This is a genomic window from Methylosinus sp. PW1 (genome assembly GCF_000745215.1).
Classification (GTDB): Bacteria; Pseudomonadota; Alphaproteobacteria; order Rhizobiales; family Beijerinckiaceae; genus Methylosinus.
In genome coordinates this window covers 139421-154243 of sequence record NZ_JQNK01000009.1, presented here as the reverse complement: position 1 = coordinate 154243, position 14823 = coordinate 139421, and the positions used below count along the sequence as shown (strand labels likewise).

The following is a 14823-nucleotide window of genomic DNA, read 5'->3' as shown; positions in this document are numbered from 1 at the left end:
CGCCGCCGCTCAGGCGTTAACCAGAGATAAACCCTGACGGCGGCGTCCGTCGCGGCCTTCACCGTTTCGAAAGCGCCATTTGGCCAGAGTGAGGCCCTCGGCCCCTTCGTTGGAGATCAGTCCCGTGCCGTTCGATCCTGTGGAAATCGTCGAGACGAGAGGCGGCCGGCCCGCCTTGACGCTTCGCCGGAGCGACGCTGCGCCGAAAAGCGGTCGCTCGCTCGCGGTCTCCAACCGGCCGGCGGCGCCCGACGGCGGGCAGTTGCTCCGCGTCGGACTGCTGCTGGCGATCGCCGCGCTCTGCGCCGGCGCTCTGAAGGCGGGCCTCGGCCGCTCGGTCGTCGGCGCCGAGCGCACCGCCGGAATAGAGCTTCAGCGGAACATCAAGAGCTGAGCCTAAGCAGTTTAGCTGGAACGATATTCTGCGCATCCGTGCGTCTCGGCGGCGGAATTTTTCGGCATTCTTCGAGCGATGGTTAAAGCAGACCGATAAAAGGCGGTATTTCATTTGCTTAAAGCCGATCGCTAATGCGCTGCATCAGCATTGGCCGGGCAGGGAGAGGCGAGCGCGGACCCGCGCGGCGGCGGCTCCCGAGCCGTGACCTCGGGCGTAATACGTACGGATTCAAAGATTAAGGTTAAGCAAAACCTAATAAGGCGCGCCCCGCAAATTTGCGTTACATAGGTCTCATCGGAACGGCGCGGATCGAGCGCGGCGTTCGAGCGTTCGAGAGCGTCGTATGATGGGGCAAGCGTCCGATTCGGTGGAAAGCATTCAGACTCCGGTCTCTTTCGTGGAGAAGCTGGCGGGGTCGGAAGCGTTCGGGGCCATGTTTCGCGAGGGCATGGCGCTGGTGGAGGAGGCGGCGGCCTATCTCGACGGCGATGGCCGGGATGACGCCAAATCGCTGCCGCGATCCGAGGCTCTGGCCTATGCGGCCGAGAGCATGAGGCTGACGACTCGGCTAATGCAGATCGCCTCCTGGCTGCTGCTGCAGCGGGCGGTCAATCAGGGCGAGATCACGCGCGCGCAGGCCGCCAGCGACAAGCACAAGGTGCGGCTGTCGCAGCAGGAGCTGGCGTCCAATCCAGACGTTTTCGCGCATCTGCCGCAAAAGCTGCGCGATCTCGCCATTCACTCGCTGCGCTTGCAGGCGCGGGTGATGCACCTCGATCAGCTGATCTATGGCTCGGAAGCCGGCTATCGGCAGATTCAGGCCGAGAGCCCGGTCGAGGCCCAGCTGCAGAGGCTGCGCAACGCTTTCGCCCCTGGGCTCTGAGGCGCCGGCTAGACGAGAGAAACCAAAAAAGCCGCGCTCTCGAGCGCGGCTTTTTTTGGCGCCGGTAAGGGACGCGCTTACTTCTTGCCGAAGGACAGATTGCCGAAGCGCGAGTTGAAGCGCGACAGGCGGCCGCCACGGTCGAGCAGCTGAGCGGAGCCGCCGGTCCAGGCCGGATGCGTCTTGGGGTCGATGTCGAGGTTGAGCGTGTCGCCCTCGGCGCCCCAGGTCGAGCGCGTGAAATACTCCGATCCGTCGGTCATCACGACCCTGATCGTGTGATAGTCGGGATGGATTTCCTTCTTCATCGTCATTCCTCGAAAAGAGAGCCGCGCCGACGCCGGCGTTTGGCGGCGCTCATAGCGCATGGCGCGCAAAGGAGCAAGGTCGCCCGAGCGGCGCCGCAACTCTAAACCGCGTCGCGCCGCTCTGGTCAGGCGGCGAGCAGGCGCTGCACCTCATTGACGAGGTCCTTGAGGTGGAAAGGCTTGGAGAGGATTTTCGCCTGCCGCGGGGCCTGATTGTCGGGATTGAGGGCGACCGCCGCAAAGCCCGTGATGAACATCACCTTTATGTCGGGATCGAGCTCCGTCGCGCGGCGCGCCAGCTCTATGCCGTCCATCTCCGGCATCACGATATCGGTGAGCAGCAGCTCGAAAGGCTCGACGCGGAGCTGGTCATAGGCGGAGAGCCCGTTGTCGAAGGAGGTGACGGCGAAACCGGCCGTCTGCAGCGCGCGCACCAGAAAGCGGCGCATGTCGGTATCATCCTCCGCCAGCAGGATTTTCGCGGCAATCTTGTCGGTCATATCGCTCCTCGCATGTTCTAGGACATAAGGGCGCAGTTTGGTAAAAATCGGGTGAAAATAAGGACCCGCTCACGCCCGCTCGTGAAATTCTGGCCCTTGTTTCGCATGAACCGAAATTTTCGGGAATATGCCCGCCGAAAGAGTCTATGCTGCCCCTCCGCGATATTCTCTCGAGGGGGCGATAGGAGAGTGAGAGCGATGAGGCGTCGACGATGATGGACGAGGAGCGGGCCGCGAGCCCGACGCCCGCCGATCCCGAGCTCCATGTTCCGTTCGAGCTGGTCGAGCCCGCCGAGTTCTCCTCGCCGCTCGTCTTCTCGTCTCCGCATTCGGGCGACGTCTATCCGGCCAGCTTTCTCGCCAGCTCGCGGCTCGACATCGCCAATCTGCGCCGGTCCGAAGATGCGCATGTCCACGAGCTCTTCGCTCTCGCGCCGGCGATCGGCGCGCCGCTGCTCAAGGCGCATTTCCCGCGCGCTTTTCTCGACGTGAATCGCGAGCCCTATGAGCTCGACCCGCGCATGTTCGAGGATGCGCTGCCGGAATTCGCCAACACGCGCTCGCTGCGGGTGGCGGCCGGCCTCGGCACCATTCCGCGCGTCGTGGCCGACGCCCGCGAGATCTATTCCGGCCGGCTGCGCGTCGCCGAGGCGCTGCATCGCATAGAGAGCCTGCACAAGCCCTATCACGCCGCTCTGCGCGCGCTGATGGAGCGCGCGCGCCGCAAGTTCGGCGTCGCCCTGCTGGTCGATTGCCATTCCATGCCCTCCAGCGTCGCCAAGGAGAGCGCGACCGGCCGCGGCGACAAGCGCAAGCCGGATTTCGTGCTCGGCGATCGTTTCGGCGCGAGCTGCTCGGGCGACGTCGTCGAGGCCATAGAGGCGCGGCTGCGGCAATGGGGCTATCATGTGCAGCGCAATCGCCCCTACGCCGGCGGCTATATCACCGAGCATTACGGCAGGCCGGGCGCCGGCTGGCATGCGGTGCAGATCGAAATTTCACGAAATCTCTATATGAACGAGGCCGATCTGCGTCGCAGCGTCGATTTCGATCTGCTGGCCTCCCGGCTCGGCGAGATCGTGCGGCTGCTGACGCAAATCGTCGGCCCGCGCGAGCAGCGCGCCGCGGCCGAGTGATCCAGCGCGTTTCCAGCCGAAGCCCGGAGAGGCAATGACCGCCGTCGATTTCGAGAAATTCGTCGAACGCCTCGCCGACGCCTCCGGCGAGGCGATCCTGCCCTTCTTCCGCACCAGCCTCGCGGCGGAGGACAAGGCCCCGGGCGGCGCCTTCGATCCGGTGACGGAGGCCGATCGCGCCGCCGAGATCGCCATGCGAAGGCTCATAGAGGCGACCTTTCCGAGCCATGGAATCATCGGCGAGGAATTCGGCAATCTCCGCGCCGACGCCGAATATGTCTGGGTGCTCGATCCGATCGACGGGACCAAGAGCTTCATCTGTGGCCTGCCGCTATGGGGCACGCTCATCGGCCTCCAGCATCGCGGGCGGCCCTGCTATGGGCTGATGCATCAGCCCTTCACGCGCGAGCGCTTCTCCGGCGACGGCGAGGCCGCCTATTGGCGCGGGCCGGCGCGGCATCACCATCCGCAGCCGGGCTGGAAGGCCCAGCCGGCGCCGACAGAGGAGCGTCGCAAGCTGCAGACGCGCTCCTGCGCCACGCTCGCCGAGGCGACATTGATGACCACCTCGCCGCGGCTCATCGACGAGCGCCTGCGCGACGATTTTTTCCGCGTCGAGGCGCAGACGCGGCTCTCGCGCTATGGCGGCGATTGCTACGCCTATTGCGCGCTCGCCGCCGGCCATGTCGATTTGGTCATAGAGACCAATCTCAACCCTTACGACATTGTCGCTCTGATCCCGATCGTCGAAGGCGCGGGCGGAATCGTCACCACTTGGGACGGCGGCCCGGCCGCGCAGGGCGGCGCGATCATCGCGGCAGGGGATAAGCGCGTGCATGAGGCGGCGATGCGGGCGCTCGCTGCGGGATGACCGCAGCCTCCGGCGCTCGACCGCGCCTCGCCGAGACGCTACCCTCGCAGCGTTCTTATGCGAGGCCTCGTCATGCGGAATATTTTGCGCCTTTGCCTTCTCGCCTTCCTGTCCGTCTTCGCCGCCGCCGCGCTGGCGCAGGCGCCTGCGACCTCCATCGCCAAGGCGGGCAAGAGCGCGCCCGCCAAGCAGCAGCCGGCGACGCCGGCGCAGGAATCTCCCAAGGAGCCGCCCGCCAAGGAGCAGCCCGCCAAGGAGGCCGCGCCGAAGCCGGCGGAGCTTCTCGACATAAACTCCGCGAGCAAGGAAGAGCTGGACGCGCTGCCCGGCATAGGCGAGGCGCGCTCCGTGGCGATCATCAAGGGGAGGCCCTATAAGGGCAAGGACGAGCTCTATCAAAAGAACATCCTCCCCAAAGGCGTCTATGAGAAGATCAAGGACAAGATCATCGCCAAGCAGAAGTGAGCGCGCCCCGCGCGTGAGAGCGTGGGCGCATCCTTGATCGCATTCGCCGACCGTCTGCCGATCGACGAGGTTCTGCCGCGCGTGACGGCGGCGCTCGCCGAAAAGCGCAATCTCGTCGTCGTGGCGCCGCCCGGCGCCGGCAAGACGACGCGCATTCCGCTCGCTCTGCTGGACGCCGATTGGGCGACGGGCGGCAAGATCATTCTGCTGGAGCCGCGCCGTCTCGCCGCGCGCGCCGCCGCCGCGCGCATGGCCGCGAGCCTGCGCGAATCCGTCGGCGAGACGATCGGCCTGCGCATGCGGCTCGAGTCGAAAATCTCCGCGAAGACGCGCGTCGAGGTCGTCACCGAAGGCGTTTTCGCGCGCATGATCCTCGACGATCCCATGCTCGAGGGCGTCGTCGCCGTGCTCTTCGACGAGTTTCACGAGCGCTCGCTCGACGCCGATGTCGGCCTCGCTCTGGCGCTCGACGCGCAAGCGGGGCTGCGCGACGATCTGCGCCTCGTCGCAATGTCGGCGACGCTCGATGGCGCGCGCGTCGCCGGCCTCATGGGCGGCGCGGAAATCGTCGAGAGCGAGGGCCGCGCCTTTCCTGTGGAGACGCGCTATCTCGGGCGCGACTCCAATGAGCGCCTGGAAGAGGCCGTCATCCGCGCGGTGACGCGCGCGCTGGCGGAGGAGAGGGGCTCGATCCTGGTCTTCCTGCCGGGGCAGGGAGAGATTCAGCGCGTCGCCAATTTTCTCGGCGAGCGGCGCCTTCCTGCGGATGTCGATATCGCGCCGCTGTTCGGCGCGATGGATCGCAAGGAGCAGGACCTCGCCGTCGCGCCCGCCGCGCCTGGGCGCCGCAAGGTGACGCTCGCCACGTCCATCGCCGAGACCTCGCTGACCATTGAAGGCGTCCGCGTCGTCATCGACAGCGGTCTCTCGCGTGTCGCCGTCTTCGAGCCCGATCTCGGCCTCACGCGGCTCGAGACCGTGCGCGCCGCGCGCGCCAGCGTCGATCAGCGACGGGGCAGGGCGGGGCGCACGGAGGCGGGCGTCTGCTATCGCCTGTGGGACGAGGCCGCGACCGTCTCGCTGCCGGCTTTCGCCGCGCCGGAAATCCTCGCCGCCGATCTCTCCGGCCTCGCCCTCGATCTGCGCTCCTGGGGGCTCGACGATCCGAATAAGCTCGCCTGGCTCGATCCGCCGCCGGCGCCGGCCTGGAAGGAGGCCGTCGCTCTGCTGCGCGCGCTCGGCGCTCTCGATGAAACAGGCGCGCTCACCGCGACCGGCCGCGCGATCCGCTCGCTGCCGCTGGCGCCGCGCCTCGCGCGCATGATCTTGGAAGCCGCCCGCCATGGCGAGGCCGAACGCGCCGCCGATCTCGCTCTGCTGCTCTCCGAGCGCGGACTCGGGGGAACGTCCAGCGATCTCTCCGATCGCCTCGATCGTTTCCGCTCCGACGGCTCGCGCCGCGCTCGCGACGCGCAGCGGCTTTCGGCGAGCTGGGCGAGCCAAGCGAAAGCCGCCGTCCGGCGCGAGGCGGAAGCCGATCTCTCCGATGGCGCGCTCATTTCCATGGCCTATCCCGATCGCATCGCCAAGGCGCGCGGCGCGGGCGGCGAGTTTCTGATGGCCAATGGCCGCGCCGCCGCCACGCCGCCGCATGACGTTCTCGCTAAGGCGTCTTTCCTCGCCATTGCAGAAATCACCGGCCGCGCCGCGCAGGCGCGCATTCTCGCCGCTTGCGCGCTCTCGGCCGAAGAGGTGGAGCGCATCGCCGCCGATCGCATCGAGACGCGCGACGAAACGATTTTCGACGCGCCGAGCGCGAGCTTGCGGCGACGACGGTTTCGCAGGCTCGGCGCGATCCGTCTCGCCGAGCAGAATCTCTCGGTCGAGGCCAGCGAGGAGAATGCGCGCATTCTCGCGCGCGGCGTCGCCGGGCTCGGCGTCGCGCGTCTGCCTTGGAGCAAGGCGCAGGAGCAATTGCGCGACCGCATCGCCTTTCTGCGCCGCGCCGAGGGCGACGATTGGCCGGACGTCAGCGACGAAGGCCTCGCGCAGAACGTCGAAGATTGGCTCGCGCCTTTCATCCTCGGCCGCGCCAGCGTCGTCGCCATAACGGCCGACGATCTCGGCGCCGCGCTTTCGGCGCTGCTTCCCTATGAGCTGACGCGGCGGCTCGATCAGGAGGCGCCCGCCTTTTTCGAGACGCCCGCCGGCTCTCGCCATGCGCTCGATTACGCCGCCGCCAATGGGCCGCTCTTATCTGTGCGCGTGCAGGAGCTGTTCGGTCTCTCCACGCATCCGACGCTCGCCAAGGGCCGCGTTCCCTTGACGCTGGAGCTCTTGTCGCCGGCGCATCGGCCCATTCAGACGACGCGCGATCTGCCGGGATTCTGGGCCGGCTCCTGGAGCGAGGTGAAGCGCGAGATGAAGGGCCGCTATCCGCGCCATCCATGGCCCGACGATCCCGCCGGCGCCGCGCCGACGACGCGGGCGAAGCCGCGAGGGACGTGAGCGAAGACGGCTTGATGCCGCCGGCCGGCGCGCCAGATGTACCAGCCTGCAAGGAATCTCGCCAATGACCGAGGTTCAGACGCTCGCGGAATTCGTCGATCGGGCGCGGCTCGAGGAGATGAGCGAGGCCGCGCTCGGCCAATTGAAAATCCGCGTTCTCGACACGATCGGCGTCGCCTTGGGCGCGCTCGGCGCGGCGCCGATAGAGGCGATCCGCGAGATGACTTTTGCGCTCGGCGGCGCGCCGATTTCGACGCTCATCGGCGGAGGGAAGACCGCGCCCGATCGCGCCGCCTTCTACAATGGCGCGCTGTCGCGCTATCTCGATTTCATGGACAGCTATCTCGCGCCGGGGGAGACGTGCCATCCTTCCGACAATCTCGGCGCCGTTCTCGCGGCGGCGGAAATGCGCGACGCCAGCGGCGCGGAATTTTTAGCGGCGCTCGCCGTCGCCTATCAAGTGCAGACGCGATTGAGCGATGTCGCGCCAGTGCGGGCGCGCGGCTTCGACCATACGGTGCAGGGCGCCTATGCGGCCGCCGCCGGCGTCGCCAAGGCGCTGCGTCTCTCGCCCGAACAGATCGCCAACGCCATCGCCATCAGCGGCACGGCGAACAACGCCTTGCGCGTGACGCGCACCGGCGCGCTCTCGAATTGGAAGGGGCTGGCCTATCCCAATACCGCAATGGCGGCGACGCATGCGGCGCTGCTCGCCGCGCATGGGATCACCGGGCCGCGGCAAGTCTTCGAAGGCAATAAGGGCTTTGAGGAGACGATCGCCGGACATTTCGAGATCGACTGGTCGCGCGAGGATTTGGAGAGCGTCAAGCGCACGATTCTCAAGAAGCACAATGCCGAGATTCATTCGCAATCGGCGATCGACGCGGCGCTCGACATTCGCGCGCGGCCGGGGTTTTCCGCGGCGGCCGTGCGCGAGGCGCGGCTCGAGACTTTCGCCGTGGCCTTTCAGATCATCGGCGGCGGCGAGGAGGGCGACAAGCGCCTGGTGCGCAATAAGGAGGAGGCCGATCACAGCCTTCCCTATATGCTCGCCGTCGCGCTCATCGACGGCGAGGTGCAGCCGGAACAATATGCGCCGCAGCGCATTCTCGCTGATGATGCGCAGACGCTGCTACGCAAGGTGACGATCGACCCTTCGCCGGAGCTGACCGCTCTGTTTCCGAAATTTCTGCCGGCGCGGCTCGCGATCGAGCTCGAGGATGGCCGTCTGCTCGCCTGCGCGCGCGACGATTATCACGGCTTCTATACCGATCCCTTCGATTGGGAGGCGGCGCGGCGCAAATTCGATCGCGTCACGCGCGAGAAGACGAGCGAGATCGAGCGCGACGCCATCGCCAATGTGATCGAAACGCTCGAGCGGCGGCGCGTCGCGGAACTGACGGGACTGCTCGGACGCATCGGTGGATCGACGCAGGGAGAACGACGAATGCGAGCCTGAAGGCTCGCGGTCCAGGGACTCGCACTCGAGCACGCGAGGTGAACGCCATGGCCGAGACCACATTCTCCTTCATTCCCCGCGCCGCGCGCACGGCCAAGCCGCGCCAGCGCGGGCTCACCGAAATTCGTGGGCCTTATTACAGCGCCTACGGAAAACGCCATCTCGCCGATCTCTTCGAGACCATGGGCGCATGGATCGACGGCGTGAAATATGCCGGCGGCTCCTTTGCGCTGATGCCGCCCGAGGCGGTGCGGAGCTTCAACAAGACTGCGCATGACCATGGCGCCTATATCTCGACCGGCGGCTGGCTCGAGAATGTGATGCGCTTCGGTCCCGACGCCATCGGCCGCTATATCGAGGAAGTGAAATCGCTCGGCTTCGATGTGGTGGAAATATCGGCGGGCTTCGTCAGCCTGCCGACCGACAGCCTGCTGCGGCTGGTGCGTATGGTGAAGAAGGCGGGACTGAAGGCCAAGCCCGAGGTCGGCATTCAATTCGGCGCCGGCGGCGATACGGCGGCGGCGGAATTGGAGGCGGAGGGAACGCGCGATGTTTCCTGGCTCATCGCGCAGGCCGAGCGCGCGCTCGACGCCGGCGCCGACATCATCATGATCGAGAGCGAAGGGATCACCGAGAATGTGACGCGCTGGCGCACCGATGTCGCCGCGCGCGTGATCGACAGCCTCGGGCTCGAGAAAGTGATGTTCGAGGCCGCCGATCCGCCGGTCTTCGAATGGTACGTCAAGAATTACGGCAATGAGGTCAATCTCTTCGTCGACCACTCGCAAATCGTGCAATTGGAGGCGCTGCGCCAGGGCATATGGGGCACCAAGAGCACATGGGGCCGCATTCAGAACATTGGCGGATGAGGAGGGGCCACGGCGCGGCGGAGGCGACGTAAGAGCTGCAACGGATTGATCGATTGCAACTTGCGGTTTATGAAAAGATTGAAATGAAGCTATATTTCGATTGTCGCATTTAATTCGAGGTTACGGTCGAGATAAAACTCAAAAATGCTTCGAGTTTGCAGCCGTTTTGTGTAGTGTTGTTGGCATAGTGATCAAAATTTGCGCTTATGCAGTAAATTATACAATTCCCGCGAATTTCGCTCGATCATCCGCAGCTCGCCGAATCCTTCCATCCAGAGGAGGCGGGCGATCATCGCCCTTGGCGCTGGACGCAGGGCGAGGGTCTCGCGCTGCCGCGGTCGCTCTTCTCGCAATTGAACGGCGCGCAGATCATGCTGATCGTCGCTTATAATTGCGATCAGCTGCGCGGCTGGACGCCGCCGCTGTCGCGCCGCGGCGCCTGCGCCATGGACGCGGAGCGCCGTGAGGCGGCCTGACGAGAACGGCGCCGGGCGGGTCGCTCAGGCCGGCCCGGCGCGGAAGGTCCACAGGCGATTGCCGAGAAAGGACCAGAAGAAGACGATTCCCGTGGTGACGATCTGCGCCGGCAGATAGGGCGCGCCCATGCTCTCCACGAAGAGGCGCATGAAGCCAAAGGTGAGGCAGAAGCCGACGAAGGCGACGAGGGCGAAGCGCCATGTCGTCTCCTCATGCGGCCGCACGCTCTCGAAAGTGTGTCGGCGGTTGAGGATATAGGAGACGACTCCGCCGGAGAGATAGCCGGCGAGCGCGCCGGGCACGGGCGTCCAGGCGGCGAACTCGACGAGGCCGACGAGCACCGCATAATGGAGCGCTGTCGCGATGACGCCCACCAGGGCGAAGACGGAGAGCTGGCGGGGGAGCGACATGCGCCGACAATCGCATGTTTCCCGCTCCCGCGCGAGAGGGCCGAGCCTGCGGACGTGGCCAGACGCCTACTGACGCAGAACCAGCTTTCCGTTTCCCGCCTCGATACGGGACAGACGCGACAGAAAGGTCATGCCCAGCAGGCTCGCTCCCAGAGCATTGCGCTCGGCGACATAGGCGTCGACGTCGCGCAGCGCCACCTGGCCGAGACGCGCCTCGCGCAGCTTCACGCGCGCCATGCGGGTGACGCCATTGGCGGTCTGGGCGGGATATTTGAAATCGGCGGGCGCCGGCAAATAGCCGATCGCGGCGGCGTCCTCATAGGACAGCACGACCGTGCTCGCGCCCGTGTCCACCAGCATGCGGATGCGCTGGCCCTCGATCTCGACATTGGCGGAATATTGGCCGAGCCGATCGGCGGCGATGGTCGCTTCGCCGGGCGCTGCGAGCGGCGCCGCCGGCGCGACAGGCGCGAAGGCCCGCATCGGAGCGGCGTAATCGGCCTGCTGGCGGTAGGGCGAGGTCTTGGCCTGCACCTGGGTGAGAATATGAACGAGCGACTGAGATGCGACGAGCGTGATGAACGCCCCGCCAATGGCGGTGCGGAGGATGGAGCTGGACATCGACATGGTCCCTTAATGCCGGCGACACACCGCCGGCTACGGAAGGCAGAGTAGCGAGGGGACCCTGATCAATACTTAAGGCGTTTCCTTAAACTCGGGCGTGTCAGCGCTTTTTGGAGAGGCTGCGCTGCTCCTGGGCGACATTCGGCTCGGGCGCCGGCTCGCGGACGATCGGCGCCGAGCCGAAGCCGGCGCTCACCACATGCACCAGCGCGGTCCGCACGTCCCAGCCATGATCCGTCAGCGTGATGTCGTAGCAGGCGCGCGGCTCGCCTATGTCGGATTTCTTACCCGCCTTCGCCTGCTGGGCGATCACTCTCGCCTTGATCTGCGGATTCTCGACGAGAGACGCGAGACCGCGATCCTGCAGATGATGATCGGTGCTGAAATCGTCGATCATGGAGGTCGTCGGCTTGTCGAACTCGCAGAGATTGGCCAGCAGGCCGACCTGCAGCAGCCGCAGCGCCATGCGTGGCTCCAGCGCGTTCAAATCGCGGGCGACGCGCCGACGGTCCTTGGCGTCGAGCCGCTCGAAGAGCATGGGCGGCACGCGCTGCTCGATCGTCGCCTCGCCGAAATCCAGCTTGACGCCGGCGATCTCCGCTCCGCGCAGCCCGCCGAAGCGATCCGCGAGAGCCGCGAGGCCGTCGCCGATCGCATTGGCGTTGACGATGGCGAAGCCGATCGCCAGAACGAGGCCGACAGTCGCGATCAGGCTTTTCAGCGCCGCGAGCGCCTCCTGCATCCCTTTGATGTCCATTTCGCCTCCGAAACCGCTCGCAATATTTCGCGATGATAGCGGAGGAGGGCGGGCTTCGCCATTCGGGGAGGCGGCGCGGAGGCGCTCAGGGCTCCGAATCCGGGTGAACGGGCTGAAGCCGCCCTCCATCCGGCGATTTTTCTGCGGAGGCTGATGCTCGTGTGTCTGGGCTTGGTCGCCTTTCGTTGTGGCTTCATCGGCGGCGGGCGCTCGGGCTCGGGGGCGATGCGAATGAGATTCACCGCGAAATGCCTGACGACGGCCATGTTCCGCGCGCCGTGGCCCTTGCGCATCGGCTGATTGGCTTTGACCGCGAGCAGATAATCGGCGCCCTTGTCCACGATCGCCTGCGCGATCTTGGCGTTGGCGGCGATGGCGTCGATGGAGACGAGCGCGCCTTTCAGCCCGCCGTCGTCCGACAGGCGATCGAGCAGGACGGGAATGGCGGACAGCTCGTTGCTCTTGCCTTCCACCGCCTCCTGGCCGAGCACGAGACGGCTGGCGGTGGCGAAGGCGGAGACGAGATGCAGCGGGGCCTTGTCGTCGGCGCGATCATGGCTGCGGCGCGAGGTCTTCCCGTCTATGGCGATGAGCTCGGGTCGCTCCGGCCAGGTCTCGCGCACAAAGGCGGTGAAGGCGGCCGAGAACAGCGCCGGATCGACGCGGTTCATGAGCAGGGTGAGCCAGCGCCCCGCCCGGCGCGCCGTGCTCATAGGGCAAATAGCGGCGCAGGAAGCCGATGTTCTTCTTGCCCCAGGCGGCGATGGCGTCGAAATGATCGCAATCGGCCATGGAGGCGCAGACGACGAGCAGCAACACCTCGCGCAATGGATGCGCGACGCGCCAGGGCTCGCGGGGGTCGTCGATGATCGAGAAATGGTCGAGAAGCGCCTTCAGACGCGACTTCTCTTTGAAAACGGCGAAGGCGAGGCTCATGACGGCGGCTCCAGAATCACTCCGCCGATAGGGAATCGCGCCGCGCGCAATCCGTTAACCGCCGTTAACCCGAATTCGGAGCCCTGGCATATGCGTGACTTGCATTGACAGAAAATTAAGCTAGATTACTTCCGAATATTTTCGGGGTTGACTAGTATGTGGTTGGATTTCTGCGACTCGCGGGACGTCGTGTGGTCCCGCAGATCGACTCGCAAGTCGAAACGAATTTCGCTCCATAATTTTTCCGCCGGATTTGCCGCCTTCGACATTTTCACTCTGATCGTCGCGGGCTTCGCATGTGTCGGGCTTCCCGGCGGATCGGCAGGGGCCTCGCCGCAGGAGTGGCAAATCTGGGCGATTTTCTTCGCCGCCTCCCTGCAGTTTGGATTGGCGCATATTTTCGAGGTCTATCGGACCTCGAGCGTGCTCGATCGCCGACATGTGCTGCGGCGCGCCACTCTGTCCTTCCTCGCCACTTTCGCCTTGATGATCTGCATCGCCGCGGCGACGAAATCGGCGGAGAGCTATTCGCGCCTCTGGTTCTTTTCCTGGGCGGGGACGAGCACGGCGATCGCGATCGCGGCGCGCGCTCTGATCTTGCGACGCATTCGCGAGGCGCTGGCGGAGAGCGCCTTCGTCCATCGCGCGCTTTCGGTCGGCGTGTTCTGCGATCCGTTGCATCCACGCGAGATCGAGGGCGAGACCCGCAATGAGGAGGTCGTCGTCGGCTACGCCACATACGCCGATCTCGCCGAGCTCGCGGATTTGTCGGATCGCATCGTCCAGGACGAGATCGACCATGTCTATCTCGCGGCGCCCTGGGCCGAGATTCCGAATGTTCTGCGCCATCTCGACATGCTGCGGCACCTCTCCACGCGCGTCTTCGTCCTGCCGGCGGATCGGCGCGTGATGGCGGATGTCGTCAACGTCGCGAAATTCGGCGACCGCATCTCCTTTTGCGGCATGGAGGAGCCGATCCACGGCTGGAGCCTCTGGTTCAAGCGCGTCGAGGACATCGCGCTCGCCTCCTGCGCCCTCATTCTGCTGTCGCCGCTGATGGTGGCGACCGCCCTGGCGATCCGGATCGACTCCCCGGGTCCGATCTTCTTCCGGCAGCAGCGCGTCGGCTTCAACGGCCGCATTTTCGAATTGTGGAAGTTCCGTTCCATGTTCGCCGAGAAGACCGATGCGCACGCCACGGTGCAGACGAGCCGCGGCGACCCCCGCGTCACGCGCGTCGGGCGTGTCATCCGACGCTCGAGCATCGATGAGCTGCCGCAGCTGATCAATGTGATCCTCGGCGATATGTCGATCGTCGGCCCGCGCCCGCATGCGCTGGCCACTAAGACGGACGGTCGCAACCTCGAGGAGCTGGTCGAATATTACGCCGTGCGTCACAGGGTGAAGCCGGGCATGACCGGCTGGGCGCAAGTCAAAGGCTTCCGCGGCGAGCTGGACACTTTGGATAAGCTACGCAACCGCGTGGACTGCGACCTCTATTATATCGACAATTGGACGCTGCTGCTCGACGTCGGCATCATATTCCGCACCATGATGATGGTGCTGCGCGATTCGCGCGCTTATTGAGAGAGGCGGCGCGGCGTCTGCTCGCCGAGCCTAGGGCTGCTGCGACGAGGGCCGCGCCACGGCCGGCCCTCGGACAATTCCGTGCGCTTCCCCTGCGCTTTCATATCGGCCGCGCTTGTCTCACCACTCCCGATTCGCGTCATTGATGATGACGACGCCAATCGCCTTATCGGCGTCCATGCCGCTCGACAGCCGATGCGGGCCGAGATTGTCCCTGCTGTCGGGATATCGATTGAGCATCACCAGCTCGATCATGGGCGCGCCGCAGTCATAGAGGCTGTCGTCCTCGCCGTGGACCAGGACGCGCGCGGCCGCGGGCAGCTTCTGCAAGGCCTCGATCAGCTCGCCGACCGTCTTGGGGCGCTCGCGGGTGAATTTCGGTTCCTCGGCCAAGTCGACCTCCTCTTACGCATCAGCCCTCGCCTGCGGCGCAGGGTCGTCCATGCAGAGACGCCCATGCAAGAAACGGCGCGCGAGGCCGGCCGGGCTTCATCCTGCCGGCGCAAAAAAAGCCGCCCCGCAATGGGGCGGCTCGAAAAAGGCTCAGGAGAAGGTCGAGAGAGGAATTCCACACTCTGCCGCTGTGGCTGGTCTGAGAGACGGGGGCCGGTGAGCGACCTGCTCACAATGGCCCGC

The 14823-nt window shown here is 65.7% G+C and carries 16 protein-coding genes and 1 pseudogene; 10 read left to right on the top strand and 7 right to left on the bottom strand.

Translation table 11 applies throughout. The annotated features are described in order from the left end of the window. The first annotated feature begins 124 nt into the window (after positions 1-124). Together K369_RS10100 and K369_RS10095 are read left to right on the top strand one after the other, a co-directional pair. The gene (locus K369_RS10100; RefSeq protein WP_156967839.1) at positions 125-394 is read left to right on the top strand and encodes a hypothetical protein; all 270 of its coding nucleotides are present in this window, start codon (positions 125-127) and stop codon (positions 392-394) included. 349 nt (positions 395-743) lie between these two features. Beyond that, entirely contained in the window at positions 744-1280 is a 537-nt protein-coding gene (locus K369_RS10095; RefSeq protein WP_036290794.1) for a DUF1465 family protein, read from the top strand. Positions 1281-1357: 77 nt separating this feature from the next. Here K369_RS10095 and rpmE read toward each other — a convergent pair whose 3' ends face one another. Further along, positions 1358-1588 carry a 50S ribosomal protein L31 gene (gene rpmE / locus K369_RS10090; protein WP_024880132.1) on the bottom strand — a complete coding sequence of 77 codons (231 nt, stop codon included), beginning with the start codon at positions 1586-1588 and terminating at the stop codon, positions 1358-1360. Between the two features lie 125 nt (positions 1589-1713). Beyond that, positions 1714-2088: a cell cycle two-component system response regulator CpdR gene (gene cpdR / locus K369_RS10085; protein WP_018265194.1), complete on the bottom strand. Its 375-nt coding sequence runs from the start codon at positions 2086-2088 to the stop codon at positions 1714-1716. A gap of 215 nt (positions 2089-2303) precedes the next feature. On the opposite strand from cpdR, the gene K369_RS10080 reads away from it, so the two are divergent. The 6 genes from K369_RS10080 (at position 2304) to K369_RS10055 (ending at position 9396) form a co-directional block, all read left to right on the top strand. After that, complete coding sequence (locus K369_RS10080; RefSeq protein WP_156968035.1) at positions 2304-3224, top strand: N-formylglutamate amidohydrolase; 921 nt, start codon at positions 2304-2306, stop codon at positions 3222-3224. Between the two features lie 34 nt (positions 3225-3258). Then, positions 3259-4095 (top strand): histidinol-phosphatase, encoded by an 837-nt coding sequence (gene hisN / locus K369_RS10075; protein WP_036290791.1) that lies wholly within the window; start codon positions 3259-3261, stop codon positions 4093-4095. Between the two features lie 72 nt (positions 4096-4167). After that, positions 4168-4560, top strand: a complete 393-nt coding sequence (locus tag K369_RS10070; protein WP_036294763.1) for a helix-hairpin-helix domain-containing protein — start codon at positions 4168-4170, stop codon at positions 4558-4560. Positions 4561-4593: 33 nt separating this feature from the next. Beyond that, positions 4594-7068 (top strand): ATP-dependent helicase HrpB, encoded by a 2475-nt coding sequence (hrpB, locus tag K369_RS10065; RefSeq protein ID WP_371033314.1) that lies wholly within the window; start codon positions 4594-4596, stop codon positions 7066-7068. Between the two features lie 64 nt (positions 7069-7132). Then, a complete protein-coding gene (locus tag K369_RS10060) occupies positions 7133-8527 on the top strand; it encodes an MmgE/PrpD family protein (RefSeq protein ID WP_036290788.1) in 1395 nt (464 codons plus the stop codon). Positions 8528-8574: 47 nt separating this feature from the next. Then, complete coding sequence (locus K369_RS10055) at positions 8575-9396, top strand: phosphosulfolactate synthase (protein ID WP_036290785.1); 822 nt, start codon at positions 8575-8577, stop codon at positions 9394-9396. 500 nt (positions 9397-9896) lie between these two features. On the opposite strand, the gene K369_RS10050 is transcribed toward K369_RS10055, so the two are convergent. From K369_RS10050 to K369_RS24630, 4 genes and pseudogenes are all read right to left on the bottom strand, one after another. Continuing rightward, entirely contained in the window at positions 9897-10283 is a 387-nt protein-coding gene (locus tag K369_RS10050) for a GtrA family protein (protein WP_036290784.1), read from the bottom strand. A 66-nt stretch (positions 10284-10349) separates the two neighbouring features. After that, positions 10350-10904, bottom strand: coding sequence for a TIGR02281 family clan AA aspartic protease (locus K369_RS10045; protein ID WP_245278166.1), 555 nt, complete (start codon positions 10902-10904; stop codon positions 10350-10352). Between the two features lie 103 nt (positions 10905-11007). Next, positions 11008-11664, bottom strand: a complete 657-nt coding sequence (locus K369_RS10040) for a hypothetical protein (RefSeq protein ID WP_156967838.1) — start codon at positions 11662-11664, stop codon at positions 11008-11010. A gap of 293 nt (positions 11665-11957) precedes the next feature. Then, positions 11958-12531 (bottom strand): annotated as a pseudogene (locus tag K369_RS24630) (ISAs1 family transposase); the annotation flags it as partial. On the opposite strand from K369_RS24630, the gene K369_RS27665 reads away from it, so the two are divergent. Together K369_RS27665 and K369_RS10030 are read left to right on the top strand one after the other, a co-directional pair. Next, the gene (locus tag K369_RS27665; protein ID WP_051949193.1) at positions 12439-12708 is read left to right on the top strand and encodes a hypothetical protein; all 270 of its coding nucleotides are present in this window, start codon (positions 12439-12441) and stop codon (positions 12706-12708) included. The pseudogene K369_RS24630 and the gene K369_RS27665 overlap by 93 nt on opposite strands. A gap of 81 nt (positions 12709-12789) precedes the next feature. Continuing rightward, positions 12790-14187: an exopolysaccharide biosynthesis polyprenyl glycosylphosphotransferase gene (locus K369_RS10030; protein WP_245278165.1), complete on the top strand. Its 1398-nt coding sequence runs from the start codon at positions 12790-12792 to the stop codon at positions 14185-14187. Positions 14188-14307: 120 nt separating this feature from the next. Here the strand turns inward: K369_RS10030 and K369_RS10025 are convergent, their stop codons facing one another. Next, positions 14308-14580: a hypothetical protein gene (locus K369_RS10025; protein ID WP_036290780.1), complete on the bottom strand. Its 273-nt coding sequence runs from the start codon at positions 14578-14580 to the stop codon at positions 14308-14310. Positions 14581-14823 lie beyond the last annotated feature (243 nt).

Excerpts from the sequence above, each read along its gene's own strand:
- K369_RS10060 (WP_036290788.1), top strand. The coding sequence starts at position 7,133 with ATGACCGAGGTTCAGACGCTCGCGGAATTCGTCGATCGGGCGCGGCTC.
- rpmE (WP_024880132.1), bottom strand. The coding sequence starts at position 1,588 with ATGAAGAAGGAAATCCATCCCGACTATCACACGATCAGGGTCGTGATG.
- hisN (WP_036290791.1), top strand. The coding sequence starts at position 3,259 with ATGACCGCCGTCGATTTCGAGAAATTCGTCGAACGCCTCGCCGACGCC.
- K369_RS10095 (WP_036290794.1), top strand. The coding sequence starts at position 744 with ATGGGGCAAGCGTCCGATTCGGTGGAAAGCATTCAGACTCCGGTCTCT.
- K369_RS10070 (WP_036294763.1), top strand. The coding sequence starts at position 4,168 with ATGCGGAATATTTTGCGCCTTTGCCTTCTCGCCTTCCTGTCCGTCTTC.
- K369_RS27665 (WP_051949193.1), top strand. The coding sequence starts at position 12,439 with ATGATCGCAATCGGCCATGGAGGCGCAGACGACGAGCAGCAACACCTC.
- K369_RS10050 (WP_036290784.1), bottom strand. The coding sequence starts at position 10,283 with ATGTCGCTCCCCCGCCAGCTCTCCGTCTTCGCCCTGGTGGGCGTCATC.
- K369_RS10080 (WP_156968035.1), top strand. The coding sequence starts at position 2,304 with ATGGACGAGGAGCGGGCCGCGAGCCCGACGCCCGCCGATCCCGAGCTC.
- K369_RS10045 (WP_245278166.1), bottom strand. The coding sequence starts at position 10,904 with ATGTCCAGCTCCATCCTCCGCACCGCCATTGGCGGGGCGTTCATCACG.
- K369_RS10040 (WP_156967838.1), bottom strand. The coding sequence starts at position 11,664 with ATGGACATCAAAGGGATGCAGGAGGCGCTCGCGGCGCTGAAAAGCCTG.
- K369_RS10055 (WP_036290785.1), top strand. The coding sequence starts at position 8,575 with ATGGCCGAGACCACATTCTCCTTCATTCCCCGCGCCGCGCGCACGGCC.
- cpdR (WP_018265194.1), bottom strand. The coding sequence starts at position 2,088 with ATGACCGACAAGATTGCCGCGAAAATCCTGCTGGCGGAGGATGATACC.